The 26,803-nt window shown below is 50.5% G+C and carries 22 protein-coding genes and 2 pseudogenes; 5 read left to right on the forward strand and 19 right to left on the reverse strand.

Annotation, left to right across the window (positions count from 1 at the left end; all coding sequences use genetic code 11):
- From M3G15_RS13245 to M3G15_RS13255, 3 genes are all read right to left on the reverse strand, one after another.
- On the reverse strand, window positions 1-317 hold a 317-nt coding region (locus M3G15_RS13245), incomplete at its 3' end, for a Na(+)/H(+) antiporter subunit C (protein ID WP_260071184.1).
- A gap of 2 nt (window positions 318-319) precedes the next feature.
- The gene (locus M3G15_RS13250) at window positions 320-742 is read right to left on the reverse strand and encodes a Na(+)/H(+) antiporter subunit B (RefSeq protein WP_036645051.1); all 423 of its coding nucleotides are present in this window, start codon (window positions 740-742) and stop codon (window positions 320-322) included.
- On the reverse strand, window positions 729-3,140 hold the full coding sequence (locus M3G15_RS13255) for a Na+/H+ antiporter subunit A (RefSeq protein WP_397376623.1): 2,412 nt from the start codon (window positions 3,138-3,140) through the stop codon (window positions 729-731). The genes M3G15_RS13250 and M3G15_RS13255 overlap by 14 nt, the downstream gene beginning before the upstream one ends.
- Before the next feature lie 128 nt (window positions 3,141-3,268).
- On the opposite strand from M3G15_RS13255, the gene M3G15_RS13260 reads away from it, so the two are divergent.
- Entirely contained in the window at window positions 3,269-3,955 is a 687-nt protein-coding gene (locus M3G15_RS13260; protein WP_260071186.1) for a universal stress protein, read from the forward strand.
- A gap of 94 nt (window positions 3,956-4,049) precedes the next feature.
- On the opposite strand, the gene M3G15_RS13265 is transcribed toward M3G15_RS13260, so the two are convergent.
- From M3G15_RS13265 to M3G15_RS13290, 6 genes and pseudogenes are all read right to left on the reverse strand, one after another.
- A complete protein-coding gene (locus M3G15_RS13265) occupies window positions 4,050-4,613 on the reverse strand; it encodes a tyrosine-type recombinase/integrase (protein ID WP_009224905.1) in 564 nt (187 codons plus the stop codon).
- A 247-nt stretch (window positions 4,614-4,860) separates the two neighbouring features.
- Window positions 4,861-5,655, reverse strand: a complete 795-nt coding sequence (locus tag M3G15_RS13270) for a sensor domain-containing protein (RefSeq protein WP_085169412.1) — start codon at window positions 5,653-5,655, stop codon at window positions 4,861-4,863.
- 131 nt (window positions 5,656-5,786) lie between these two features.
- Window positions 5,787-5,969 (reverse strand): hypothetical protein, encoded by a 183-nt coding sequence (locus M3G15_RS13275; RefSeq protein ID WP_260071187.1) that lies wholly within the window; start codon window positions 5,967-5,969, stop codon window positions 5,787-5,789.
- A gap of 41 nt (window positions 5,970-6,010) precedes the next feature.
- The gene (locus M3G15_RS13280) at window positions 6,011-7,153 is read right to left on the reverse strand and encodes an enolase C-terminal domain-like protein (RefSeq protein ID WP_260071188.1); all 1,143 of its coding nucleotides are present in this window, start codon (window positions 7,151-7,153) and stop codon (window positions 6,011-6,013) included.
- Window positions 7,154-7,236: 83 nt separating this feature from the next.
- Window positions 7,237-10,929 carry a GH92 family glycosyl hydrolase gene (locus tag M3G15_RS13285; protein ID WP_260071189.1) on the reverse strand — a complete coding sequence of 1,231 codons (3,693 nt, stop codon included), beginning with the start codon at window positions 10,927-10,929 and terminating at the stop codon, window positions 7,237-7,239.
- Between the two features lie 199 nt (window positions 10,930-11,128).
- Window positions 11,129-11,830 (reverse strand): annotated as a pseudogene (locus M3G15_RS13290) (slipin family protein); the annotation flags it as partial.
- A gap of 524 nt (window positions 11,831-12,354) precedes the next feature.
- Between M3G15_RS13290 and M3G15_RS13295 the strand changes: the two are divergent.
- A pseudogene (locus M3G15_RS13295) lies at window positions 12,355-12,882 on the forward strand (WYL domain-containing protein); the annotation flags it as partial.
- Complete coding sequence (locus tag M3G15_RS13300; protein ID WP_260071190.1) at window positions 12,869-13,486, forward strand: WYL domain-containing protein; 618 nt, start codon at window positions 12,869-12,871, stop codon at window positions 13,484-13,486. The pseudogene M3G15_RS13295 and the gene M3G15_RS13300, both read left to right, overlap by 14 nt.
- Before the next feature lie 196 nt (window positions 13,487-13,682).
- Here M3G15_RS13300 and M3G15_RS13305 read toward each other — a convergent pair whose 3' ends face one another.
- The 10 genes from M3G15_RS13305 to M3G15_RS13350 form a co-directional block, all read right to left on the reverse strand.
- On the reverse strand, window positions 13,683-14,288 hold the full coding sequence (locus M3G15_RS13305) for a response regulator transcription factor (RefSeq protein ID WP_260071191.1): 606 nt from the start codon (window positions 14,286-14,288) through the stop codon (window positions 13,683-13,685).
- A 6-nt stretch (window positions 14,289-14,294) separates the two neighbouring features.
- Complete coding sequence (locus M3G15_RS13310; protein ID WP_127575555.1) at window positions 14,295-15,404, reverse strand: sensor histidine kinase; 1,110 nt, start codon at window positions 15,402-15,404, stop codon at window positions 14,295-14,297.
- A gap of 27 nt (window positions 15,405-15,431) precedes the next feature.
- Window positions 15,432-16,586, reverse strand: coding sequence for a DUF418 domain-containing protein (locus tag M3G15_RS13315; RefSeq protein WP_260071192.1), 1,155 nt, complete (start codon window positions 16,584-16,586; stop codon window positions 15,432-15,434).
- A gap of 197 nt (window positions 16,587-16,783) precedes the next feature.
- Window positions 16,784-16,954 carry a GyrI-like domain-containing protein gene (locus tag M3G15_RS13320; RefSeq protein WP_311202281.1) on the reverse strand — a complete coding sequence of 57 codons (171 nt, stop codon included), beginning with the start codon at window positions 16,952-16,954 and terminating at the stop codon, window positions 16,784-16,786.
- Between the two features lie 301 nt (window positions 16,955-17,255).
- On the reverse strand, window positions 17,256-18,008 hold the full coding sequence (locus M3G15_RS13325) for an iron ABC transporter ATP-binding protein (RefSeq protein ID WP_028538461.1): 753 nt from the start codon (window positions 18,006-18,008) through the stop codon (window positions 17,256-17,258).
- The gene (locus tag M3G15_RS13330; RefSeq protein ID WP_260071193.1) at window positions 18,005-19,069 is read right to left on the reverse strand and encodes an iron chelate uptake ABC transporter family permease subunit; all 1,065 of its coding nucleotides are present in this window, start codon (window positions 19,067-19,069) and stop codon (window positions 18,005-18,007) included. The genes M3G15_RS13325 and M3G15_RS13330 overlap by 4 nt, the downstream gene beginning before the upstream one ends.
- On the reverse strand, window positions 19,069-20,088 hold the full coding sequence (locus M3G15_RS13335; protein WP_009224926.1) for an ABC transporter permease: 1,020 nt from the start codon (window positions 20,086-20,088) through the stop codon (window positions 19,069-19,071). The genes M3G15_RS13330 and M3G15_RS13335 overlap by 1 nt, the downstream gene beginning before the upstream one ends.
- Before the next feature lie 13 nt (window positions 20,089-20,101).
- Entirely contained in the window at window positions 20,102-21,154 is a 1,053-nt protein-coding gene (locus tag M3G15_RS13340; protein WP_260071194.1) for a siderophore ABC transporter substrate-binding protein, read from the reverse strand.
- A 268-nt stretch (window positions 21,155-21,422) separates the two neighbouring features.
- Window positions 21,423-22,853, reverse strand: a complete 1,431-nt coding sequence (locus M3G15_RS13345; protein ID WP_260071195.1) for a sensor histidine kinase — start codon at window positions 22,851-22,853, stop codon at window positions 21,423-21,425.
- Window positions 22,843-23,574 carry a response regulator transcription factor gene (locus M3G15_RS13350; RefSeq protein ID WP_260071196.1) on the reverse strand — a complete coding sequence of 244 codons (732 nt, stop codon included), beginning with the start codon at window positions 23,572-23,574 and terminating at the stop codon, window positions 22,843-22,845. The genes M3G15_RS13345 and M3G15_RS13350 overlap by 11 nt, the downstream gene beginning before the upstream one ends.
- A 148-nt stretch (window positions 23,575-23,722) precedes the next feature.
- Here M3G15_RS13350 and M3G15_RS13355 point away from each other — a divergent pair, with 148 nt between their 5' ends.
- Both M3G15_RS13355 and M3G15_RS13360 read left to right on the forward strand, forming a co-directional pair.
- On the forward strand, window positions 23,723-26,020 hold the full coding sequence (locus M3G15_RS13355) for an alpha/beta hydrolase family protein (protein WP_260071197.1): 2,298 nt from the start codon (window positions 23,723-23,725) through the stop codon (window positions 26,018-26,020).
- Window positions 26,017-26,772, forward strand: coding sequence for a CPBP family intramembrane glutamic endopeptidase (locus M3G15_RS13360; RefSeq protein ID WP_260071198.1), 756 nt, complete (start codon window positions 26,017-26,019; stop codon window positions 26,770-26,772). The genes M3G15_RS13355 and M3G15_RS13360 overlap by 4 nt, the downstream gene beginning before the upstream one ends.
- Window positions 26,773-26,803 lie beyond the last annotated feature (31 nt).

Raw genomic sequence — 26,803 nt, forward strand, 5'->3', positions numbered from 1 at the left:
AATCGCTCCATGTCATCTGTCCCGAAATGCTGATAGGCCCGATAACATAAAACTAAAACTAGTGCCGTCACGGCAAAGTTAATGACGATGGCCGTCAAGATCAAAGCTTGAGGCATCGCATCTGTAAAACCGGCTTCCTTCTCGCCCAACAGGGGGGCGCTCCCCCGCTTCAGTCCGCCGGAGGTGATCAGCAATAAATTCACGGCATGACTCACAATAGACGCTCCCAGCACGATGCGAAGCAATTGCTTGGATAAGATCAAATAGGTGCCGATCGATACGAATATCCCGACGAGTATGACGATGAGTGTCTCCATATTTATCGATCCTCACTTATGCTTAGAATGATATTTACCGCCGTACCTATGACCGCCAGGGCAACCCCCGTATCAAAAATAAGAGCGGAGGCAAGCTCAGTATCCCCGAATACCGGTAACTCGACGTGGCCAAAGGTTTGGGTCAGAAATGGCTCTCCGAACACAACCCCGGCCATTCCGGTGACCACCGCGATCAGCACCCCAATCGCCGCGAGCTTCTTAAAATCCATGCGAATGTTCTCTCTCACCTTCTCGATCCCGTAGGACAGGTACAATAGAACAATTGCGGATGCCGTGCTCAGCCCGCCGATAAATCCGCCCCCCGGATGATGGTGGCCGTTCATGAACAGGTATATCGAAAAGGTCAAAATAATCACGGCGGCCACGCGGGTGACGCTTTTTAAGATCACATCATTCGTTTTCATTTGGTTCCCTCCTTTTGGAACGCTGATGAACCAAGAGATAGACGCCCAGCCCGGCAATCGTCAGCACGGATATTTCCAGCATGGTGTCAAAGCCGCGGAAATCCACAAGGATGGCGTTGACGATGTTTTTTGCCCCGGCCAGTTCATAGGCATTTTCAAAAAAAGAGGTAATTGGCGCGAACAGCTTATGTCCGTTCGCAGCTAAAGCCAGGAGACTTACCGTTAATCCCATCGCGATGGAAATGATGAGATTGGTCAGCTTAAACGATAGGCGTTCGATGCTCTTCTTCAGCTTCGGTAAATGGTAGAAGCACAGCAAGAACAGGACCGTTGTCACCGTCTCCACCACCATTTGCGTTAATGCCAAATCAGGAGCCCTGAAGATGACGAAGAACATCGAAATCATATAACCTATCGCCCCCAAAGCCACAATGGCGACGATACGATTCGGAGCGAACAAGACGACAAAGGCAGCGATGATCATCGCAACCACCAGTCCAGCTTCGAAGATCCCGATAGGAGCGTCCTTCGAGAAATCGAGTTGCAGGCCATGGAACCCTAACAGTGAAGCCATCAGCACAATCACAAAGAATGAAAAAGTGTAGATGAGGTAATGTCTCAGCGAACCTGTCATATATCGATTAGTCAGCGATCGCGAGAGCTTCTCGGTTCCATCCAGCCCTTGATTAAACCAGTGATTTAGCGTTAGCCTCTGCGGAAAGCTCCGAATCGCCGGAACCCAACGCTTCGCTGTCCGAAAGAGCAATAACCCAAAGAGGATGACGCCCACGGTCATCAGCAATTCGAGGTTCGGGCCATGCCACGCGCTGATTTTGAGATCATAGGCAGTCACGGACATCATCGGCAAAACCGCGTTCAAAGCGGGAGTTAGAATATATTTCCCAAGTACATTCGGGAAGAAGAAAATGAGAATCACGAGCACACCCAAAACGATAGGGGAGATCAACATCCCCAGAGGGGCTTCATGCACTTCTTTCATCAATCTTTCCGGGCGGAAGCTGCCTCCGAAGGTTTTGAAGATAAAGAGCATGCAATACACAAAGGTGAATATGCTCGCTACCCAAGCCAGGAGCGGGAAGATGAAGCCGATGTTGCTGAGCCCGAAGATTCCCGCTTGGGTAACTTCATTGACCGCAGCAAAAAACATCTCTTTACTCAAAAAGCCGTTAAACGGCGGCAACCCGGCCATCGATAAACCGCCGACCAAGGCGACCGTAAACGTCACCGGCATCACCTGCAGTAAACCGCCCAAATAGCGAATATCCCGCCGACCTGTCTCATGGTCAATAATTCCCACGACCATAAACAAGCTGCCTTTAAACGTGGAGTGGTTAAATAGATGAAACAGGGCGGCGAAGGTCGCTACCGTAAAGACTGTGCCGCTCTCACCTGGCCCAAAATAAACCGCCAGCGAGCCGATGCCAAGCAAACACATGATCAATCCTAATTGGCTGATCGTAGAATAAGCTAAGAGCGCTTTTAGATCTGTCTGTCTGAGCGCACTCAAGGAACCGTAAAGCAATGTAATCAGCCCCACACCGGCGACCAGCCAGAACCAAACCGAACTGCCGCCGAAGATCGGCGTCATTCGCGCCACCAAGTAAATGCCAGCTTTCACCATCGTTGCGGAATGGAGGTAGCTGCTGACCGGGGTTGGTGCTTCCATCGCATCCGGCAGCCAAATGCTAAAGGGGAACTGTGCCGATTTCGTAAATGCACCCAATAACACGCATAGCATCGCCGGGATAAACAACACGTGATTTTGAATAATGCCCACATTCGTAATCAATTCTCGAATGCTATAGGTATCCGCCATAATGATCAACATAATAAATCCAGCTAACATGGCCAATCCGCCAAACACAGTAATCAGCATTGCCTTTAACGCGCCTTGCCGGGAGCTTCGCCGCTCAAACCAATAAGAGATCAATAAAAACGAAGACACGCTGGTTAACTCCCAGAAGCCGTAGAAGACCAGGAGATGATCAGAAAATACGACGCCTAGCATCGCACCCATGAACATGAGCAAATAGATATAGAAGTTATGGAGAGCCTCCCGCTCCTTGGACATGTAGAAGACGGAATAAAGGATCACCAGGGACCCCACACCCGAAATCAGAAGCCCGAATAAGAGACCCAGTCCATCCACATAAGAGGTCAACTGGATATCTAGCGTCGGAATCCACGGCAGCGTATAGACATAGGTTTTCCCGCCCGCAACATCGGGTATATATTGTAATAAATAGACGAAGATGGATAGGGGTATAATTAGCACAAACCATCCTGTATGGACTTGACGATTCAAGTACTTATACAGAAATGGTACGAGTATAGCACTTAACAACGGAAGAAAAATGAAGGTATAGAATGTAACCAAGCGCAATCCTCCTTACTTGAGAATCATTCTGTCGATAACACGATTTGACTGGAGATAAAACATCAATTATAGTCGTACGTAGTTTATTTAAGTGCTCTATTATTATCCTTTGAGGTGAATAATGTAAAATGGATAATCCATGCAATGAAAGTGTTCTGGTTTGCGTTTATTATGGTCCGAACGGGGAACGACTAATCAAACGCGGTTGCAAAATCGCTAACTTGATGAAGGCCCCGCTGTATATACTGACTGTGGATCCCAAACCTTTCGACGAATTGGATGCAGATAAAGTATTTCATATCGAACAGTGGAAAGAGTATGCCAATTCCCACCCGACAGCACAATTTATTATGAAGGACAATGAAAGCCGCCCTGTTTATAAGGTCATTGCTGAAGTCGCTAGGGAGAAGAACATTACTCAAATCATCCTTGGACAGACGGCCCAGAGCCGTTGGGAGCAAATGACGAAAGGGTCCATTATCAATGCCTTGATCCGGGAGATCCCCTTTGTGGACCTGCATCTTATTTCAGTTGCCCGTTATATTCCTGACGAGGAAGGGATTTACGAAAAGGGAGTTCGTGCTTACTTGATCAAGGACGGTGATCATTATACCTTAAGCTTTAACCACCTCAAGGATGCCGAATATGAAGGGATCTTCTTCAAAGAAGCCAATACGGATTTCGATAATGGCATTTTCCGCTTTATGAAGGACGCTGAAACGCTTCAGGTCCTGGTTAAGGACGGAATCGTCACCGAACTCAGAAATGTGGACATTCAAACCGCGATGAATCGGGTCGCCGTAGAAGAACAGTAGGAAAAAGGGAATATTAACGAATGAGGGATAACAGACTCTCCGCATGCTTTATGTGGAGAGTTTTTTTGTGATTTGTCATGGCCAAACGGGAATGTTACAAATTAACGTCCACTTTGATCGGCAACCTTTCATTTTTATCAATCCCTAAATACTTTAGGGTTTCAGCGGTAGAGTGATGATGCAAGATCGATTTAATGATCGAGATGGCAACCCCTTTATAGTAGGCATGGTAACCGAAGGTCTTGCGCAACGTATGCGTTCCGATCTTCTCCGAAATACCAACCTCTCTGGCCGAACGATTAATAATGCGATAGGCCTGCTGGCGGGTAATCGGCCGGCAATCCTTCTTGGACTTGAACAAGTAGTCCCCTGGTTGCCAATCGATCATGCTCAAATACTCCTTCAAGATTTCCCCGATATTGCAGTTGAGATAATGCGCCTGGTCCTCCCCTGTTCGTTCATTCTTCACGTATAGGAACTGCTTCGGTTTCTCGCCGTCCCACACATCCTCGACAGTAAGACTTAGTAAATCAATTAAACTAATGCCGGTATTAATCCCCAGCACGAAAAGTAATAAGTCTCGAACCGAATGTTTACGCAACTCCTCCTTCATCGCCTGAATGGTTTCAAGGTCTCGAATCGGATTAACAAACTCCACAGAGAATCCCTCCGCATAATGTTACATAAATTCATTCTAACATATATTAAGTAACATCGCAATGAATAGCTGACATCGTTTCACAAGAAAAGACGTCTCCGTTATCAGCAGTATCTGCTAAACGAAGACGTCTATTCCAAATAAGAATCCATTCCATCCGGCGAAACCCGGAGCCCTATCCATTTTCTCTTCATCGTTTTGTCGCTATTAATAATATGTTTAATTTATTCAGTACCTACTCAACCTCTTAAGCAAGCCACACTTTCTCAGTCGTAGGATGCTCGTGTAGATCATCCTCAAATTGCGGCAGAACCGGCGCATGGAATTGGTGTGGTGCTGCGGCTGGAGCAGGCTCTGATGTCGGCTGCAAATAGGCTTCGTCCACATACATGATTCTGCGCTGAACCTGCATGAGCCCATTCACGATGCGAAGCGCAACCCAGAACAGGAAGAGCCCCACGCCCACGTAAAACAGGTATTGTTGATTATAGGTCCAGTTGATATGGAAGTAGGTAAACAGGTTATTTTCTAAAATATCCAGCTTATATTCATTCATCAGAACGATATGCACCACAGGAAGCGCTATAAAGCCAATGCCCAGGGCAAGAGCGACGATCATTACCGCAAAGAATACGATGCCGGTGACAAAGCGAAGCAAGACCAGCATCAAGTTGCGGATGAACAGTCCCCCGTCAAACCCTTTGACCATGCGCATGAACCAATTGGACCCGACTTCTGCCGATGGATGGTTTAGAGCCGCTGCAGGCGGAACTGGCAACCCTAAAATATGCCGAATCAAACCTTGCTCAAAGCTTACAATTCCGTTCAACAGCTTGGCCATTCCAAAAAACATCGGGATTCCGACAAATACCGGAGTCAACGCTATGGAGAGGGTAAGCCCGGTGATCGCCACCGTAAAATAGATGATCCCTAACGGGAGGGCTAACAGCAAATAAAGAATCGTTGCATAGGTTTTGGGATTAAACAGCGCCCAATTCACCTTCCCCGCTTTCGCCACATTCGTCGCTTCAACTGCTTTCACGTTCAAACACTCCTTTGACTGCTTCAGTCACGCACAAAATTTATAAGTTCATTATAACTACCCTACTGGCGTGACATAACCGTCTTAGGTGGTGTTTGAAACTAGACTTTAGGCTAGGACGAGCCCAGTGATTACTCTGGTTTCGGCGGCTCCGCCACCAAGCTGGCCAGCTTCTCCAGAAAATCGGCAACGATCTCCAAGGACACCGTATCGTAACTCTTGAACAGCTCCATCCCTCGTTTCTCTTGCGCTTGGTGAAATACCCGATGCATTTCGGCCAATTCGGTACCAAGCGGAGTGCAAAAAAGAACCATCGGCCAGGATTTCCTGACCGATGGCTTGCCATCTGGTGAGCTTATACCGTCCAGCCGCTTTCCCGAACTTCCCCCTCATAATAGGTATCGTCAAGGTGTAAACCAAACCCTGGGGTCGAGGGAAGGGCTACGACGCCGTCGTGAATCGAGTAACCCGACGTATCGATGCCGGGGATATGGGTCTCATCCCACTCGACAGACATAAACCCTGGAATCGCAGGGTAAGCCTGAGCGGAAGCAAAATTGCCATAGAATACGCCGTAATGGTGCGGCGCAGCGTGAACCCCGCTTCGGGCCAGCCGCTCCCCGAGCTTCATCCAATTCACAATGCCGTAATCCAGTAAGTCATACTGAATCGCGTCAATCAACCCTTGCTCGGCCCATTCCACGATGGGCTTTGCAGCGTGACCTTCGCCATCCGTAATGAGCACATTCAGCTTCTGTTCGCTCATCCATTCCTTCAGGTTGCGGTACAGACAATCGTCCTCATGAAACGCCTCTTCAATCCACGACAAATTGGACGATGCCGTCTCTTTTAGCACATGCTTGGTCAAGTTCAAGTTGTAGCCATTATTGGCGTCAATCATGAGCTTGCATTCGGGGCCGACTGCCTCCCGGATCCCGTTAACAATCGCGATGTCGCGTTTGGTTCCGTCCACTAAATCCATATGCATCGCTCCGCGTCCTACCTTAATTTTGAAAGCGCGGAAGCCTTCATTGTAACCTTGCATCGCTTCTTCTTGCAGCAGACGTACCGCATCGCTCTCGGAGCTCAAATGCAAATCGTCAAAATATAAGGACGTATCGTAACAGGGCACCTCCAACGGAGATGCAGCCTTTTTGCCTGTTAATAGTTCATAAACGGGTTGATTTCTGACCTTGCCCAACCAATCGAAGAGCGGGAATTGCAGATGTAGAAAGCGGTCTTGAATCCACTGCTCCTCGGAGAAAATCTCTCTGACCGGAGTCCCAATAAGAGAGGCTGCCTGTTCACGGGTAATCCTTGACCAGCCGAAGCCGGATATGCCCCCGATGGTGATGCGAACTAAAGGAAAGCTTACTTCTTTGCCGTGTACCCCTAGCCGTGCATTGCAGCCAGCCAACCGGCGGCGTTCCCCCTTCATATGCACTTGTTCGATGCGCTGGATTCGCCAACTTTCATCTAAATAGGTAAATAGGTTCATCCTATTCAACCCCTTTCTCTTCTTAGTAGAATCAAACTCAGAATTCAGCTGAAACCGCTCTCAATTCTTTTGCTGAACCGACTTCACCAAATGCTACGTAAATTCCACGCGAAAAGGGACTTCATCGTAACGCTTGACCCTTGGATAAACAGTCGGATCGAGTCGCTGTCCTCCCGAAGAGGGTACACTCGGCCCGTCAAGCAAAGCTCGTCATTCACGAACACTTCCACAATGGAGTGGTCGAGGAACAGGTGAACTCGGAGCTGTTTATGTTGCTGCATTTCGTAAGGGGCCACGAGCTCCCAGGAGTGGACGCCCGCCGCTTGGCTCGATCGAGAGCGATCCAATACGATCTGTCCCCCGGAAACGTCGAACTTAAGGGTGGTTTGTTCCTCCCCGTCCGGGGAACGGAAGACCTCGAATCCAAACGACGTCTCCGAACCGATTAGCTCAAACTCAGCGATAATCTCGGCAGCTTTTCCTTGGATCCCTAGCTCATGGTGGCCCGGCGACCAGACCGTCTTCGGCAGTTCGTAGGGGGTTTCTCTCAACACCTGAAGCTCCACGACCGGCTTAAAAATCAGGGTGTTCGTGTCTGGATGGAGCTCCACGGTTCTTGGGATCGACTGCACCCCCGACCATCCCTGGATTTCCTTCATCTCCCCGCGGGCGTTGTCGGGGAGCCAGCCCCACAGGATGCGACGGCCGTCCGGCGCCAACATCGATTGCGGTGCATAATACCCTTCCCAGCCGCCATGGTCTACGAAGCCCTCCTGTTCCTTCACAAATCGCAGATCGTCTCCCATGGAACCTACAAGATATTTCACCTTGTCGCTAGGCGAGTAAATCAGAACCGCTTTGTCTTGCAGGCGGAAGGCGTTTGGGCATTCCCAAAGGCTTTCCTCCCCCGTATGAAGGAGATGCCGAAACGTCCAATCCTGTAAGTTCGCCGATTCGTACAGTAACGCACAGCCTTTGCCTTGCAGGCTCCCTCCCAGTACCATCAGCCACCGGTTCCCCTCTTTCCACACATACGGGTCCCGCCAATCCCGCACCGCCAAATCCTCTCCATGCATCTCCTGGGTCAGCACCGGATTCGCGTCGGACTTCACCCACGTCCGCAGTCCATCCGGGCTGGTGGCCATCCATTGCTCCGCGCCGGTCTCGGCATTTCGTTCGCCCTCACCAATGCTGGTGTAGAACAGGGTTGGCACGCCCTGGTCATCAATCACCGCACAGCCGGAGTAGCAGTGCACTTCGCCAAGCTCGGCGGACGGCGCCAGCGCGATCGGCAGATGCTGCCAATGCACCAGATCCGTACTCACCGCGTGCCCCCAGTGAATGGTTCCCCACCGATCCCCATACGGGTTGTATTGATAGAACAAATGATATTCACCCTCGTGATAGATCAGTCCGTTCGGATCGTTCATCCAATTGGCCGGCGGGGTAAAATGGTAAATGGGCTTGCCTAGGGTCATGCTGCATTCCTCCGTTTCACAGGGCAGGGATCCTAAAGAAGTCATCGAAGACGGCGCATCCTCTGGCGAGCTTCCCCATGCCTTGTTGGGTCGCGGCCCCATCTCCAGCACAAGTCGCCCTCCGCTCATCAGATCCTGATGGCTGAGCCAAGGCCGTGAATACGGCTGCCCGTTCAAAACGGCGGATTGGATGTACTTGTTCGCTTTTGAGACATTACGCGCTTCAATGACAAACGTCCGGCCTTCCCCGACATGCAGAGTCGTCTTCTCGAAGATCGGGCTGCCGATATCATAGACAGGCCGTCCCGGGCACACCGGATAGAAGCCCATCGCACTGAAAACATACCAGGACGACAGCGAACCAATGTCATCGTCTCCGCACAGGCCTGCCGGTCCGTCGTTATACATCAGGTGTTGGATGTCGCGTACGCGCCGCTGGGTTTTCCAAGGAGCTCCCGCATAATTGTACAGGTACGGGATATGAAAGCTAGGTTCATTGCCATGGGCATACATGCCGATCAGTCCCGACATATCGGGGAATTGCCCGAGAAACCACGGCTTCTCCATCGTGTATTGCTCCGTAAACAATGCGTCGAGCTTCTGCACGAAAGCCTCTCTCCCGCCCATCAGCCGGATTAACCCCTCCACATCGTGCTGTACATGGAAGGTATAGATCCAACTGTTCACTTCGGCAAAATACCCCTCCCCGGCAAACCCGCCGGACAGCTTCGGATCAAACGGTTCAACCCATTCCCCTTCCGCTGTCTTGGGCGCCATCAGCCCGAGGTCAGGGCGGAACAGATGGCGGTAGTTGCCCGCGCGTTGAAGGAAAAACTCGGCTTCCTCGTCCCTCCCCAGCTTACGGGCCACTTGGGCGACGCACCAATCGTCATAAGCTCGCTCCAGCGTAACGGACACGGATTGCCGGCGATGCCAAGGATCCACCTCGGGCACCCATTCGTCAACGCCAACCTCAGGAACCCAGGTGATTTGATTAGGCATCTTCTCCATGACGAGGTCCCAGAGCTTTTTTCTCCACTCGTCCGGATCTGCTACCTTCGCGTCTTCCCTTACAGGGAGGGCCGGAAACCAGCCTTGTTCGTAGTACACCCGGTCCAATTCCGTTGCTGGCACCGTCCGCCAGGGAATCAAGGACATTTCCGTCGCATCCTTCAGCATTCCTTCAAAAGCCTTCTCGACATGGATATCATCCAGCCCTTTCGCACAGGCATCGGCAATCAGCGAAGCGGCATGATGGCCGATCATCACTGCATGATCTCCTCCCGGATGGGGGAATTTCGGCAGCAACCCGCCTTGTTCGTACATTCGGACCAACGAGTACACCATATCTTCAAATACGCGGGGTTCGATAATGCTTTGTAGAGGTCGGGCACAGCAATACGTATCCCAAAGCTGGTCGTGCGTGTAGAAATCCCGCCCTTCCGTCTTGTGGACCTTTCCGTCGAAGCCGCTGTAATATTGGCCATCTTCCGTAATGTTCCGCATCCGTTGCAGCGTACGGTACATCGCCGTGTAGAAAATCGTCCGCTCTTCCTCCGTCCCGCCTTCCACCTCGATCGCCGAAAGCGCACGGTTCCAAGCGTCGCGGGCTCGGGAAACGGAAGCCTCGAAGTCCCAATCCGGCAGCTCCTGCTGTCGGTTCTTCCGGGCTTGCTCCAAGCTGATGTAGGAGATCCCTACCTTGAACTCTATCGTTTCTTCCTTCTGCTGCGGCTCGTAGGTTAAATAGATTCTCGGGCTGTTTTCGATCACACCAAACGACGACGTTGCCTCTTTCATTTCTAAGCTAAAATAGCAAACATATCCTTTATTCACGCGCTCCCCTTCGATTATGCGGCCATCGTGCTTGTGAATTTGCGTCGTCTCGCCGCCGTCGATGATGACATGAACCGGCCCAGCGGAGTGGAAACGAAAATAAGCGCTGCGCTGAGCGGCCGTCATCTCGGCATCGATCTCATGATCCTCCAGGAAGACGCGATACTTATAGGGCCGGGTCTCCTCCAAATCATGATCGAAGGTGGAAGCATGCTCCTCCCGACGATCGGACAAAGGGCTGCCGGAAACCGTCACCGATGCCGGTCCGAAGGAAAATCCGAAGATTTTGTCCGCCAAATACTTGTCTCCGATGCCCGGCGTGGTGACCGGATCGATCTCCATCATCCCATGAGGAAGCTGCACGGTTGGAGACGTGGACCACGTTTTGTAGGACAACGTGCCGATATTCGTATTGACGTACGATGCCCAATCCCGATCAGTACGGGCGGTTGTGTTCTTCAAGCTGATCCCTCCCAAATTATAGTTCTGTTTTAATTATATATAATATATTTATCATGACATATAGTACAGTAGTTTTTACGTGATAGAAGATTTCTCAAAAATAAAAAAAGCGACCTTTTTAGTCTGAGTCGCTTTTGAAACTGTATATGGAGGGTCGTTGCGGCTCAACCGAACATCCCCTTGAAGAATCGATTTTCTCTTACTGTTCTACTGCCTTTCTTTCACCAATTAGCGAACTTAACCGTTCCAAGAGATCCCCGCCGCCCGTCAAAGAGATCGAACCGATTTTCTCACAAATCTTCTCGAGGAATTCCAGCTCCTTCAGACGGTACGACGTTTGATTCTCATCCATCAGCTTCGCGGTGTTAAGCAAGCTTCGGGTCGAGGCTGTCTCTTCCCGGCGGGTGATCAGATTCGCTTGCGCTTTTTTCTCCGCCAACAGGACGGTGTTTAGAATCTCTTTCATTTCTCCTGGTAAAATCACATCCTTTACCCCCGCACTCAGGAACTGAACGCCGAACTCTTCCCCCTTCTCGCGCAGCCGAGACAGGACGAATGTTGCCACATCCTCTTTCCGTTTCAAGAGATCATCTAATCTAAGCGTCCCTACATATTCTCTCAGCATGAGCTGGAGCTGGATGTAGATTTGCTCGTCAAACGACTTTATCTCCAAGCTACGTAAAGGGTTCACAATTCGATATTGGCAAACGAAGTTTAGACGCAGTGTGACCTTGTCTTCCGTCATGAGTTCTTGGCCAAGGAGATCCATTTGCTGCTGTCTCCTATCAATCGGCTTCACCATGACCGATACGGGTCCACTCCAGAAATAGTACGTTCCTGGAGTAAGCTCTCTTTGAAGAACCTGATCGTAAAACAAAACCCCCGTCTCATAGCTTTCGATTGAGCTTCCTCACATAACTTCCTTTATGAAACAGCAACCCGCGCTGGTCATCTTGAATAATCACTTGTTTAATCATTTTGTTACCTCCTTCATAGCTCAACCGCTGGTGAAGAATCCCACCGCAGGATCGGCGGAATCTCGTTTAAGATGAGCGGGCAAACGGTGTTATCAGAAGAACCTCTCTCCCATTCTTCATCAACCTCCGAAGCTTCGCTCATCGGTATCCACGGATTACAAGGCCTAACTGCAGTGCGCTTGAATTAGCCGCGAGGGATTCTGCCCATTGGTCTTAGAACTGAACTTTTTTGGCTCTCGAGTAACAGTCGAGTGTTCAACCAGAATCGCGTCTTAGGCGATTGGGGAATCGAACCCCAAATACCAATAGCGGTTCTACCAAGCCGCTCGTACAGGATACCGTAACCTAGCAGGTACGGCACTGCAGGACCCTGAGATATCCACGCCTCGTTACGAACGGTTGATTAGTACCGGTTCTATAATCACTCATTTCAAACGGTATGAACATGGCCAAAAACACTAATCCGCGGTTTGAACGGAACCCGGCAGGTAAAGCCCATAAGACACTTCCACTTAAAATCGTATATGACCACCAATATGGGAGATGGTATTTGCTATCCTACGGCCGGGAAGGAATTCGGAAATACCGCATGGAGGGAATGACGCAAATTGAAGAGGATGAGTCAGTTGATGAGGCTGATTACCTGGAGAAAGTGGCCGAGCTTACCGAGAAAATCCGTTACAGCTGGCTGATAGATACAGGCCAAACTGTAAGAGTACGTGCCCGATTTTATAACCCGGAGGGTTCAGTACCGAATTTCGTGAAAGAACGGGTCCTGCTACAAGGCCAGTGGGGACAAATCGTGTTTGAAGATGAGAATTCCTTTATTTACGAAATTACGGTAAACGGAACAACCGAAATCAAACCGTGGCTGCGAAGCTTCGGGTCCAGCTGTGAGGTCATAGAACCTGCTTCGCTTCGCCGTGAAATGATTGCCGAATGGAAGGAGATCCTGTCTTACTATGAATCTGTTTGAGAAAAACTTTAACCACCAGATCATCTCCCGGCTGGAGGACTCAGGAACGTTCACGGTGACTTCTCATGAACGGGCATGGCTGAAGACGATGCTCAATCACCCCGCGGCAACGGATGCCTTCACTGCGGCTACATTAACCAAGCTGCGATCCGTTCTAGAGCCGGATCCCGTGATGGATATTGACGATCATTTGATTGAAAAAGCCCGCGCCAAGGAAAAACAGGTCTACCACCCCCTCCTGCGGCTGCTACGCCGACTCATCATGAATCAATCGGGCTTCCGGATCACTTACGAAGTCAAGGGTGAACGCGTGTACACCGACTATTCGGGGTTCCCTTATAAACTGGAATATTCCATGGTCAAGAGAGAATGGTATCTGATCTGGTATAACATCAGGCATCAATCTGTGATGAGCACCCGGCTGAAGAAGATCCACGCTGTTACGCAAGAACCTATCGAGCCGGCAGAAGTGGAGATGATCCGGAAGAAGATCGAGGAAACACTGGATAACCGCAGGACTGAAGCCGTCATTGAAATTACCCTAACTACAACGAAGAATTGTCCCGCATCCTTTATGCTTTCTCTAGCTTTGAGAAAAAAGTAGAGTACGATGAATTGCACGACACCTACCGAATCAAGGTTAGCTTGCCTAGTGATGAGTTGGAGTATTTGCTTTCAAAGCTTCGTTTTCTAGGAAAGCCAGTTCGGGTCATCGAGGGAAATAGATATGAGTCACACCCTATCCCAATGGTTCAGCTATATATTAAACCGGGACTTTGCCGAAAGTACCCAACCTTCGTCTAAATCCAGCCTCGCTCCTTCGCCCGCTCAGTGGCCTGCTGCCGAGTCTCCACTCCGAGCTTCTGAATCGCCAGGGACAAGTAGTTTCGGACCGTTCCCTCCGTCAAAAACAACGTTTCCGCAATCTCCCGGGTTGAACGTCCCGCGTGCGATAACCGCAGCACCTCGGTCTCCCGCTCGGTCAGCGGATTGTCCTCTTTCAGAAACAGTACCTCCGCCAGGTCCTTGCTGATCACGCGTTCTCCGGCCATGACTCTCCGGATGGCATCGATCAGAAACTCGATCGGTTCATCTTTTAACAGATACCCCTCTAACTTGAGATCCATCGCTTTCTGTAAATACCCCGGACGGGCAAAGGTGGTCACGATTATCACTTTCCCCGGATTTCCGGACCGTTTAAGCCGCTCGGCAACCTCCAACCCCGTCAGCCCCGGAATTTCAATATCCAGCAAGCACACGTCAGGCTCCAGGCGCACAATCGCCTCCCATGCGGCTTCTCCGTCCTCCGCTTCGGCGACAACCTCCATATCCTCTTCAAAAGACAACAGCGATTTAAAAGCCCCGCGCAGCATTTGTTGATCCTCGGCAATGACAATTCGGATCATCCGTCTTCACCCCCTATTTCCCATGAGCGGTACAATAAACGTAATGGATATCCCTTGCTCCGGGCGCTGCTTCATTTCAACTTCACCTTGCAGCATCGCCATGCGCTCCTGGAATGACTGCACGCCGTTACCTTTTCCCGGCTCCAGCTGACCATTCCCGTTATCGCTCACTTCAAGATAAAGTCGCTGATCCCGCTCGTATCGGGTGATCATGCATTCGCTAGCCCCGCTATGCTTGATGATGTTCGTGACCGCCTCTCGGACGGATAACGCTAGCATCGTTTCCGCCACCGGGGATAGAGGGGTTAACGGCGTCTCATTTGAAACAAGCAACCGAATCCCCACCTTTTGCAAAAGATCCCCCGCCAGCTCGATCTCCTTCTCCAGCGGAACATACTTCATTCCGGTCACCAGCTCCCGCACCTGCTTTAAAGCGTGTCTGGAGGTGTTCACGATATCTCGCAGCTCCTCCTTGGCTTGATCAGGGTGTTGATCCACTAACCGGATGGTCAGCTCGCTTTTCATCTTAATCATCGTCAAGGTTTGCCCCAACGTGTCATGAAGATCCCGGGCGATCCGGTTTCGCTCCTCCTCTTGAATATATCGTTCCAGCTGAGCATTCGCGAGATTGAGCTTCTCCTTCAGCGCCTTATTTCCCTCTCGAACCTGAAGGATGGGAGGGACCGCCAGTTGAATAATCATCACCGGAAAATAAACCGTCCGAAAGACTCCCGCCGGCTCCCCTTCATGGATCCAACCAGCCAGAATGAACATCGCGGCAATGCCGACCATACCAATGCCGATGACCCGCTTGCGATCCGCCCTTCCCAAAAAATCCGCAAACACGAAGCCATACAGCAAAGCCCCCATCCCTTCATAGACGCTCAGCGCGAGAATCAACAGGAAGCCAACGCAGCTGCCCAGGAGCATCAGCCACCGACGTTGCCATAGGCAAATATAGTATGAGGCTAGGAACAGGAGAAGAAACCCTATTTTGACGAGGATCGGATAGGGAACGTCCAGCATCAGCACCCGGTAGATTAGAAATACAATGATAATAACGTCCAGCAGTAAAAACTTCTCGATTTGGTCCGCAGGATACAGCTTCCGTAACAATGGGCATCCTCACCTTATGCTTGATCCTCAAGCGGCCAGCTTGCCCGCGAGGTTCGTCATCCACCTTCTCGTCGCTTCCAACGGCCCGAATCGGAACCGCTTGGACCACAGCGAGGCAAATACGATTTGGAAACTGGAGATGGCCAGCCAGATGAGAACCGTGGTAAATGCGTCCACCTTGCCTCCCAGGCCAAGACCCCATCCATAAAAAATAAGGGAAGCGGTGATATTTTGCAAGACATAGCAGCTCAGGGACATCCGCCCCACCTGCTCCAGCCGATTCCACAGCCACAGCCCTTCGTATCGTTCAAACAGCTTCGCGATGAGTGCAAGATACCCCAGCGAGAGGATCGGTGCAAATAAGTACCGTACAGGGAAATCCAGATACCCGCCCGGGATAAAAATCAGCAAATTCAGCGGAACCCCGATCGCCAAGCCCAGCTTCAACAGCTTTCCTCGGTGCCGCCGCCCCTGCTCATCGGGGGCAAACACCCCGGACCGCATCATCCGAATGCCCAGCAAGAACAGAAACAAATTCATGGGAATTACGAACACGGCTTCCAAACGGAGCGCCACGAAATTCGCCAGGCGATCCTGTACCTGTTGAACCCAGCTGCCGCCGCCATATAACGCTGTCGTCGCACGCATATCTCCCATGGAGATATGCGCCCCGGAGAGTCCGAGATAGATCCCGAAGCCCAGGATCAGCAGCATGATTCCTCCATGCCCCCCGCCAAAGATCCACATCGCCCGCCGAATCGCCCGATCCCCGCCTTTGACGATAAAAGCGGCAATGATCGCCGTGATCCCGTAGCTCATCAGAATGTCATACTCCATCACCAGTGTAAAATGCAGCAACCCTTCCGCCATCAGGATAAACGACGTCCAAAGGTACATTCCCGGCCAGGGGTTCCCCCGCTTCAAGGCCTGGCGATACTTCATCTCCAGCCCAACGCCAAACATGATCGTCAGCAAGCCCAGCAGCTTGCCGTTGACCAAGAACAACACGAAGACTCGCACGAAGTCCTGAAGCGACGACCACCACGCCGCATGATAAAAAGTAAAGACATAATTAACGTCTCCCAAATGCGCGAAAATCCAGATATTCGTCCCCAGCGTCCCCAACACCGCGAACCCTCTCAGAATATCGAGCAAGCGTATTCTCCCGCCGTGATTCTCCATCCCTTTCCCGTCCTTTCGTTTCTCTTGGTAGCTTCATTCTACCTTTGAACACCGGGGCGGCGGAATTCACAGTTGTCAGGAGATTGGGATGACAGTGTCATGTGATCACTTTTATAGGGCTCAAGGCTGCAGATCAGCCTCGTCCAATGTACTTGATTCTCCGTTGAATCTGAATCAAGCCTTCTGATAATACAATTTCACTTTACGGTAGGCCAGATTTCATTCTTGGAATTCGGACTATAGAGATCTTGACTGATATAAGCCTCAATAGTCGGGAGTTCAGCAGGCACATACCCATTTGAAGGCAGCCATTCCGAATAAATTTGTCTGTAGGTATTTACAAATGCGGTTGGGACAGGTCCCTGGATTGTAGTTTTCCGATCCCTTTTCGGGCTTCACTCGGAGTAACACCATGCTGTCTGTGCTGATTAATTCTTGTGCCGCCAGCGTTAACCGACGCCGCCGAATATAATCACCAACCGTGATATCGGTCAGGATCAAGAACGTGAGCTTCCATATAATCAATCGCCTTCTGCAATGATTCAATCAATGCCAATTTAGCTCAATCAAGGGGCTCTCCTTGGTTCAAAAGACACCAAAAAGGCGAGCCCAGGACAACCTGAAACTCGCCTCGTACAGCTTTATGCTCTTAACTGATCTCCCGCTCACCTAATAAACTGCGATCGGACCATAAGGTCCTTCGATAATTTCAATTTTCGTTTCGAAAATGTCCGACAAAATTTCAGGCTTCATAATCTCTTGAACCGTTCCGAATGCGGCAATTTGTCCATTCTTCATCGCGCAGATGCGATCGGAATACTTGGCGGCGAAGTTGATGTCATGCATGACGGTAAGAATGGTTCGGCCAAACTCATTCGCGGCGATCTTCAGATGCTCCATCATCTGTACCGAACGGGCAATGTCCAAGTTGTTGAGCGGTTCATCTAACAGCACGTACTCGGTTTCCTGGCAGAGCACCATGGCTACATAGGCTCTTTGTCTCTGCCCGCCTGAAAGCTCATCCAAAAACCGATGCTCGAGGTCCGTCAGTTTAAGAAAATCAATATACTTCGAAATGATGACTTCATCTTCCTTGGTTAATCTTCCCTTGGAATAGGGAAATCTACCGAACCCCACGAGCTGTCTGACGGTAAGTCTAGTAACGAAATGATTCTCTTGGCGCAAGATCGTGAGGATCTTTGCTAGATCATCGGATTTCGATGTTGTCACGTTCATATTGGCGACGGTAACTTGACCCTCATCCATGTTCAGCAATCTGCCGATCATGAGAAGCGTCGTCGATTTTCCAGCACCGTTCGGGCCAATTAAGGAGGTTACCCCGGCTTTGGGAATTTCGATGTTTAAGGGCCCGATTTTGACTTCATCCCCGTACCATTTCCTAGCGTTCTGAATACTTATCATAGCGACCTCTTCCTTAAGATTACAATAAGAAACGCAAGTCCACCAAATAACTCAATAATGACACCTACGACGGTTTGTGCATGAAAGACGTGATACAACAAGAAATAAGCAGACGTTAAAATACAAAAACCGATGGCAAAAGCCATTGGAAAGACGTATCTGTGATCATACGTTGGTGCGGCTTGGTAGCTCAGCATCGCCACTAAAAAACCAAAAAAGGTCAGCGGACCAAGCAATGAAGTAGAAATAGCCATTAAGACAGCGACTAAGACAAGCGTAAAGATGATGCCCGCCTGATAATTCAAGCCGAAGGTCGTTGCCACATCTTTTCCTAGCGCCAGGACATTTAACTTTCTAGAAAAGAAGAATAGACCTAAGGCAGTAAGGATAACAAGCGGAATCACGATAGGAAAATATTCAGAATCCGCATTATTGACCGAGCCAATAAGCCTGGACTGCAGCAGGTCAAACTCCGATGGGGTAAGCATTCGTCTCATAAAGCCCGAAACGGAATTCAGGCCTGCTCCAATAATGATGCCGATGAGAAGCATCAGCTGCAAATTGCCATACTTCCCGGACAGCAGCCATCCATACAAGGTTAAGCTCAACAGAACCATCAGCGAAACCTGAAGGAAGAAGGCGCCCTGCCCCGTGAAGCTGACGAGCGCACCCGCTCCGAAGAAGAACAACGTACCGGTCTGGATCGCTGAATAAAGGGATTCGTAACCCAGCAGAGAAGGGGTAATCATCCGGTTATTCGTTACAGACTGAAACGCGACGGTTGAGAAGCTGTGACATAATGCAGCAATGAACATAGCGACAATGGCCACGAGCCGTCTCTTTACAACAGGAACGAAAGAGGGAGAGTCCACCGGTACTGGATTGTTATAAAGCAACAACCCAAGTGCAGCAAGCAAACCCACACCAATGAACAACACTAATAAAATCCAGTAGCGTTTCGCTTCTTTCTTGGTTCGAAAAGCGCTGGCAGATCTAGCACGAGGGCTGGCGTTTAATTCGCTGTTTGTGCTGAGTTGAGAATCCACTGTTAATGTCTTCATCACAGCCTCCTGCTTTTTCGTTGTCTTAGCAAAATTAGGATGAAAACGACCGCTCCTACGGTACCTAGAATTAAGGAGACGGGCACTTCGAACGGCATAATGATAACCCTGGATACGATATCACACAGCATGATCGTCCCCATCCCCATGACACATACCCAAGGGAGATTGCTGCGAAGATCGTCTCCGCGAACCATGGATATGATGTTAGGGACAATTAATCCTAAGAAAGGAAGATTGCCGATGACCGAGGCGACAATCCCTACGGCAACTGCAATGAGTAAATTCGCCAATAGAATAAGTCGTTTGTAATTGACACCTAAAGCAGTGGCTACGTCTTCTCCCAATCCAGCTAGCGTTAGACGATTGGCATACAGAAAAATGAAGAACGTGACAATGATAATAATCCACAAATATTCATATCTTCCGGCTTGAACTGGAGCGAAAGAACCGATGAACCAGCCTTCGATCACTTGAGACATGTTAAAGAAGAGCGACAAGAAAGTGGACAATGCCGAGATGACGGCACCAAGCATTAATCCAATGATCGGAACGATCAGAGAAGAGCGAAGTCTTACACTCCTTAGGAAGAAGAAGAAAACCATCGTTCCAACGAATGAAAATATAATTGCACCCGTCATCCGTACTACTAATGAAGGGCTGGGGATTAGCAAGTAGACCGTAAGCAGACCTAAACCCGCCCACTCCGTTGTTCCGATGGTGGTCGGCTCGACCATTTTGTTCTGTGTCATCAGCTGCATGATCAGCCCTGTCATGGCCATCGCCGCCCCGGTAAGCATTAAGGCCACCGTTCTTGGAATCCGAGTGATGAAGAACATATCCCAGCCGTCTTCTTGTCCAAAGATATCATACACCCCCGTAAACAGAGAGATGATACCTAGAATAATAACGCCGAGGATGGCAAGTATGAAGGGAAACGTCCATATCTTTTTACGCTTAGAAAGCTGAGGTTGAGAAGTAGTCTCAACCTCAGCGATAACATTCTCGGGCACAATCATGTACTCCTTTATTTTACTTCTTTAGAGTTTGCGCAATTTCTTGGAAGATTTCAATGAACGTTTGAATCGATTCATTTGTGTAGGTGTCCGTAGGAGCATACAAAACTTGTCCTTTAGATACGGCTGTTGTATTTTGAAGTGCCGGAGCGTTGTTAATTACGTCTTGAGCAGGAACACTCTCTTCTCCGCTGGAAGTTGCAGCGTCGCGATCAAGTACGAACATCCAATCCGGATTGCTTTGCGCAATAGCTTCTACAGAAACTTCATCCCCTTGGTGGTCAGTAGTTGCGTTCTCTACCTCCAGTGCTGGAACCCAGCCGAAGATATCGTACAGCGGACCCCATACGCGGCCAGTAGATGGAGCAGCGAAACCAATGTTACCACCAGAAACAATGACGCTCATGACTTTGTCTGTTCCATTGTAAGCTGCTTTCGCGTCAGCCAGCGCTTGATCGAATTCGGCTACCAGTTGAGCTGCTTCTTCATTCTTATCGAAGATTTCACCAAACTTCGTTGTAATCTCTTTGAAGCCGTTGACCAGATTGTCACCTGGCGTGCCATTTTCACCGGATACATCAACGTTTACATCAATGACGGCTGCATTCGGAACAAGCTTCTTAATATCTTCGTAGTAGCCGGAGAAACGTTGACCTACAATCACCAGATCTGGGTTAACCGCAGCGATGACTTCCAGGTTAGGCTCTCTGTGGTTACCGATATCTTGTACCGATTCGTCGGCAACATAAGGGGAATCTTTAGGCATTACCCCTTTAGGTGCAGCCGCGAGCTTAACCCCCCAATCCGCAAGGGTTTCAAACGTTCTGTTATCCAAAGCAACGACGCTCTTCGGATTAACCGGAACCGTTACCGTACCATGGCTATCTGTAAACTCAACGGTCGTTGGTTTTGCTGCTTCCGTCGATTCAGCGGACGTTTCGGTTGCAGTGGAAGCGTTGCTGTTATTTGCTTTCGTATTGCTTTCCCCCGCAGTGTTTGTATTAGAGGAACATGCGGCTAACGCCAATACCAAGATGACCATCAAGATGCTCGTTATGAATCTTTTCATTTGTATGACCTCTCCTTTAAATAAAAATTATATAAATAGAATGATTAACTAAATCCGTATGTACCTTGTTCCATCCTTCATGAATCCACTCCCTTACATCGCAAGTGATCACAAATTGATAATAATTATCATTATCATCGAGTGTAATTCTAACATCATGTTAAATTAATATCAATACAGAAATTCAAATTTTTTTGCATTTTAAAATTAGAGAATTTTGAAGTCTACGAACCAGAGATAAGAAAAAAAAAGCCCAGTCTTATATAGACTAGGCTTTGACCGAGCTCATCTCTCCCGTCTTTGGCAAGGTCAGCACAAAGCACGTCCAGCCTGTGTCGCTATCAAGCACAAGGCTGCCTTCATGCTTCTCTGCGATATGCTTGGCGATCGTCAGGCCAAGCCCTGAGCCGCCGTCGCTCTTGCGCGCGGCGTCTCCGCGGACGAACGCCTCGAAGACACGGGCACGCAGTTCAGCGGGGATGCCAACGCCGTTGTCTGCGACCTCAATCCGCACTACGTCCGGCCCATCAATAAGCGACAGCCGTACATGCGTCCCCGGTGGATTGTATTTCAGCGCGTTCGCCAGCAGATTGGAGACGGCTCGATACAGCAGCTTCGTATGGATCGGCACCGACACCTCGTCTGAAGGAATGTCGAACTCGAACGTCATCCCTTTCTCCTCGAACATATCGTAATAATCGGCGGCCATTTCGCGCGTGAACTCTGCAAGATCACATCCCTTTTTGACGACAGGATAATCCGGAACCTCCAGCTTCGCCAACTCAAATACATCGTCGATCAGTTCCGCGACCAGCTTCGTCTTGCCGTGGATGAGGCCAAGTGTCCGTTGACGTCCGGACTCCTCCTTGATGACCCCATGCTGCAGCGCTTCTACGTAACCTTGAATCGTCGTGATCGGCGTTCTCAGATCGTGCGAAATATGGACAAGCATTTGCTGCTTGCTCTCCGCCAGCTGTCGATTGTTCGCTTCTGCTCGCTCCAGCTTTTCCGCCATCTTGTTGAAGCTCTCCTGAATTTGCGCCAGCTCGTAATTCGCTTCGATGTGAAGCCGCTCATGGTAACGCCCATCCGATACACTCCGGATACCTGCGGCAATCGCGCTAAGCGGGTTAGTTAGTCTGACTGCGGCCAAGCGACTGTATACATATACATTTATTCCAAATAGCAAGACGAACAACGCTCCCGTCTCGGCTAGTGCGATCCAGAAGATTCTCTGATAGTCTTCCGTCATCTCGTTGAGCATGAATTCCGCTTGGATCTGTTGTTTCGGCAGCCGGACCAAGACGTAACGACGCTCTCCGTCCTCCGTATGAAATGGAGCCATTGACGTATAGTACGGATTGTCGTCCGTATCGTAAAAAAGAGCGTTCACTTCCCGCTCCGTATACGCTGTTCTGTCACCGTCCCGCTTCTCTCCCCTAACCTCCTGGATCCGCAGCTGCTCATCGAGAACTTCCACCCAACCGCCCACTTCTTCAACCACATCGGTCGGGATATCGGCCGGATTTGGTCGAACAATCGCATGGGCTTGCAGCAATGACATATCCGCAGGCATCCGCACATTGGTTCTTTCCACGAAAAAAAGCAGCAGCAAGACGAAGCTTATCCCCAGCGTGAGAGAAAAAATCACGTAATTCCGCAGCAACATCCCAAACAGCTTTTGGGGTCTACGTCGCATCTAACTCATCCTTTTTGGCGAACCGGTATCCGAGTCCGCGGACCGTCCGAATATAAAAAGGTTCCCGCGGCGAATCCTCGATTTTGTCCCGTAGTCGGCTGATCTGCACCATAATCGTATTGTCATCTGCGATATAGGGCTCGGACCACACCTGCTCGAAGATTTGCTTTTTCGTAAAAATACGCCCCGGTTTGCTCATAAACAACTTCAGCAGCTTGTATTCGATCGCGCTCAGCTCGATCGGTTCTCCACGCTTGTACAACAGGCATGCTTCATGATCCAGGATCAACTCTCCAAGTCGGGTCTCCGCGATGCCCTTGCCCGCACCAGTTCCCTTAGCCGCGCCGGCGTCGTTGAATTCGTATGTTCTTCGCAAATGCGCTTGAATTCGGGCCACTACCTCCAAGGGACTAAACGGCTTTGTAATAAAATCGTCTGCACCGAGGCCAAGCCCAGCGATTTTGTCCGCCTCCTGGTTTTTGGCCGACAGCACAATCACCGGAATCTTGGAATGGCTGCGTATCCATTGAAGGAGCTTGAAGCCGTCCACATAAGGCATCATGATATCAATCACCGCCAGGTCAATGGACTCGCGAGCGAACATCTCCATCGCGGATTGTCCGTCGTTGGCTTCAAGAACGTGATAGTCCGGCTCCAAAAAAAGCTTCAGCATATCCAAGATATCCTGCTCGTCGTCGACTAACAGTATCGTTTTGCGCATGATTCCACCACCTCACTCCTTCGTAATGTTCGCACCGTGCAGCCGTTTTCCTGCTATGTAAGGTTATTGTAAGGAAAGCGACAGGCGGTAGAAAGGCAAAGTTTCTATATTGGATGTTGTAACTTTTATCTGAGAAAGAGGTCATATTATGGCAGAAACAGAGTTGTCCAGAAGAGATTCCATCCGAACGTGGCGGAATCGGCTTGTCGAGGGGTTCAAGGGTAGGCCCCCGTTGTCTCCCGGTTGGAAAGGAGCATCCATCGCGCTCTATGGTATCGCGGGCGTCATTTTTCTCATCCAAAGCTATCACCTGATTGGGTCGCGGGGCCTGTGGGATTATGTGATCGGAACCGGCGTGTTCCTGATTGCCATTACTTTCATTGCCATGATCCTTGCCGGGGTACTGCATCTTGCCAAGCGTGTGCCTTCGAGGTACATAGGTCTGGCACTTGCCTCCTTCCTCCTAATGTTCATCAGCTTCATCGGTCCGATGACGGTCATGCTGATCGTCACCTTGTCCGTGCTGACCGGCTGTTCCTTATCGGGGGCGTTGATCTCCCGCTGGATCCGGGGTTCCTATCGCGAAGCGACAACACGCACCAAGGTGATGGCCGGAGTGGCGACGGCAGTGACCGTAGCTTTTACCCTCTGTACGGGAGTTTGGTTGGTCGATGGCGGGCGCGCCGAACTGGTGAAGCCTTACCGGCTGTCGGCCATGAAGGCAGCGGGGCATTCCTCGGGAACCCTAGCGAATCCTGCGGAGCCAGGAACGTATCCGGTTCAAACCCTAACCTACGGGAGCGCAGACAGCTACCGTAAGGTTTTTAACGCAGAGGATTCGCTGATCACAGAGCCGGTGGACGGGTCTGCTTTTGTAGCGAACTGGTCCTCGCTCCGGACGAAGACGTTTGGTTTTGGGCCAGATGCGATGCCGTTAAACGGACTGGTCTGGTATCCAGACGGAGACGGGCCCTTTCCGCTGGTGATGATCGTGCATGGCAACCATCTCGCCACCGATTATTCAGACCCGGGCTATGCCTATTTAGGGGAACTGCTGGCAAGCCGCGGCTATATCGTCGTGTCCATCGATGAAAATTTCCTTAACACGTCGCCCTTCAACGACTTGTTCATGTTGAACGTGCTGGAGAAGGAAAACCCCGCACGCGGCTGGCTCATGCTGGAGCACCTGAGCGTATGGAAGGAATGGAACAGCACGGCGGGCAACCCGTTCTACGGGAAAGTGGACATGAACCGGATCGCGCTCATCGGCCACTCCCGGGGCGGCGAGGCAGTCACCGTGGCGGCCGCGTACAACCGGCTGAAGTCGTCGCCGGAGGACGGCAACATCAAGTTCAATTACGGCTTTGGCATCCGTTCCGTCATCTCGCTGGCGGGTACAGACGGGCAATACGAACCGGCAAGCCAGCCAACGGAGTTGACTGATGTGAACTACCTCGCCCTGCAAGGCGCTCACGACATGGACGTCAGTTCCTTTGCCGGAGCAAGCCAGTACAACCGGATCCGGTTTACCTCAGGCAGCGATGATTTCAAAGCGTCCGTCTATATCTACGGGGCCAATCACGGGCAGTTCAATACGGTATGGGGCCGGAGCGATGCACCGGGGCTTGGCAACCTGCTGTACAACCGGGCCCAGCTGATCCCACAGGAGGAGCAGCTGCAAGCGGCGAAGGTGCTCATCTCGTCCTTCCTTGATGCAACCTTGTATGGGAGAACAGAGTACCGCGCCATTTTTCAAAATCTGAGTTATGCACGAGAATGGCTGCCGGATACGATGTATATCAACGATTATTCGGATGCTCGGACGACGCTGATCAGCAACTTCGACGAGGATATTGATCTATCCACCACCACAATGCCCGGCGGTCAACTGAGGGGAGAGCATCTCACGGAATGGAAGGAAGAGAAGGTCGAGATGAAGTTCGCCCCCGGCCCGTTTAACGCCGTTCGTCTCGGATGGGACCGCGTCAAGGTCGACGGCACTCCTTCCTATACGATCGTCTTGCCCGGTAACGGACTTGTTGTCCCGCCGAATGGCACCCTCGTCTTCTCCATGGCGGATCAGTCGGGTACACAGGAAGAGCTTGTCGATCTGACCATCGAAGTCGAGGATATCAGCGGCAACACGGCCTCCCTGCCGCTAAGTGCAGCGGGCGGTCTGCTGCCTATGTTCGAAGGCGGTATCGTCAAATGGCCGTTGACGTCGCTGATGCCGACCAAAGAGCCGGTTTTTCAAAACTTCGCTTTCCAGCTATCCGACTTCAGCCACGTCAATTCGTCGTTCCAGCCGGAGCGGATCCGCCAAATCCGATTCGTGTTTGATCAAACCGCCAGCGGCTCGATCTATTTACGTGATGTCGGCATTCGTGACGATGCTGCTGTCATCAATGCCTTGAAATCTAGTATTGGGAAGGAAAACGAGCGATGACCACAACAAAGAGAATGTTATCCGCAAAAAAAGTGATTGCCGCGATCGTACTAGGCTTGATCTCCGGGGCTTTGCTAGGAGCCCAACAAACGATTGTCTTATCCCCTGAACTGGAAGATCAAATCGTGGCGCAACTCGGGTCGAAGCAAGTCCTTATTCTGATCACCATGCTTCAAACGGCAGTGTTAGCCGGACTGGCTACAATCGCAGGGATCTGGGCGGCTCCCAAAGTGAATCTGAACAAGCCATTGGTGTGGAGCAGAACCAGCCTGATAGCAGCGCTGAGCATCGGACTGTTGTCCGCCAGTTTTATTGCCATTGCAGAGAAGCTGGTGTTTGCCGGAAGTTTGGGACTATCGGAGAAGTTTGAATTTTCCTGGCTTTATTTTGCGGGAAGCGTATTGTATGGGGGAATCATTGAGGAGCTTCTAATCCGATTCGGACTGATGTCCATCCTCATCTGGCTGGCCAGCAAGCTGACAAACACCTCGGATCGCAATAGCATCTATATCGTGGGAATAGTCTTGGCCGCCTTGATCTTTGCCGCAGGGCATCTTCCTGCCACTGCACAAATGCTGGGGTTAAGCAACGTTACTGTAGCCCGGACGCTATTGCTTAACTTCTTGCCAGGCATCGGATTTGGCTATCTGTATTGGAAACACGGAATAGCCTACGCCATGCTCGGACATATCGCTACGCATGTCATTAACCAGTTGATCTTGCTTCCTGTGTTGTTCAATGTGATGAACTGAGCATAGTGAGAAACCACAACCGCATAAGGTT

Source organism: Paenibacillus sp. p3-SID1389, assembly GCF_025151705.1.
Lineage (GTDB): Bacteria > Bacillota > Bacilli > Paenibacillales > Paenibacillaceae > Fontibacillus > Fontibacillus phoenicis.

Excerpts from the sequence above, each read along its gene's own strand:
- M3G15_RS13250 (WP_036645051.1), bottom strand. The coding sequence starts at position 742 with ATGAAAACGAATGATGTGATCTTAAAAAGCGTCACCCGCGTGGCCGCC.
- M3G15_RS13260 (WP_260071186.1), top strand. The coding sequence starts at position 3,269 with ATGGATAATCCATGCAATGAAAGTGTTCTGGTTTGCGTTTATTATGGT.
- M3G15_RS13275 (WP_260071187.1), bottom strand. The coding sequence starts at position 5,969 with ATGGTTCTTTTTTGCACTCCGCTTGGTACCGAATTGGCCGAAATGCAT.
- M3G15_RS13280 (WP_260071188.1), bottom strand. The coding sequence starts at position 7,153 with ATGAACCTATTTACCTATTTAGATGAAAGTTGGCGAATCCAGCGCATC.
- M3G15_RS13300 (WP_260071190.1), top strand. The coding sequence starts at position 12,869 with ATGAATCTGTTTGAGAAAAACTTTAACCACCAGATCATCTCCCGGCTG.
- M3G15_RS13305 (WP_260071191.1), bottom strand. The coding sequence starts at position 14,288 with ATGATCCGAATTGTCATTGCCGAGGATCAACAAATGCTGCGCGGGGCT.
- M3G15_RS13315 (WP_260071192.1), bottom strand. The coding sequence starts at position 16,586 with ATGGAGAATCACGGCGGGAGAATACGCTTGCTCGATATTCTGAGAGGG.
- M3G15_RS13325 (WP_028538461.1), bottom strand. The coding sequence starts at position 18,008 with ATGATAAGTATTCAGAACGCTAGGAAATGGTACGGGGATGAAGTCAAA.
- M3G15_RS13330 (WP_260071193.1), bottom strand. The coding sequence starts at position 19,069 with ATGAAGACATTAACAGTGGATTCTCAACTCAGCACAAACAGCGAATTA.
- M3G15_RS13335 (WP_009224926.1), bottom strand. The coding sequence starts at position 20,088 with ATGATTGTGCCCGAGAATGTTATCGCTGAGGTTGAGACTACTTCTCAA.
- M3G15_RS13340 (WP_260071194.1), bottom strand. The coding sequence starts at position 21,154 with ATGAAAAGATTCATAACGAGCATCTTGATGGTCATCTTGGTATTGGCG.
- M3G15_RS13345 (WP_260071195.1), bottom strand. The coding sequence starts at position 22,853 with ATGCGACGTAGACCCCAAAAGCTGTTTGGGATGTTGCTGCGGAATTAC.
- M3G15_RS13350 (WP_260071196.1), bottom strand. The coding sequence starts at position 23,574 with ATGCGCAAAACGATACTGTTAGTCGACGACGAGCAGGATATCTTGGAT.
- M3G15_RS13355 (WP_260071197.1), top strand. The coding sequence starts at position 23,723 with ATGGCAGAAACAGAGTTGTCCAGAAGAGATTCCATCCGAACGTGGCGG.
- M3G15_RS13360 (WP_260071198.1), top strand. The coding sequence starts at position 26,017 with ATGACCACAACAAAGAGAATGTTATCCGCAAAAAAAGTGATTGCCGCG.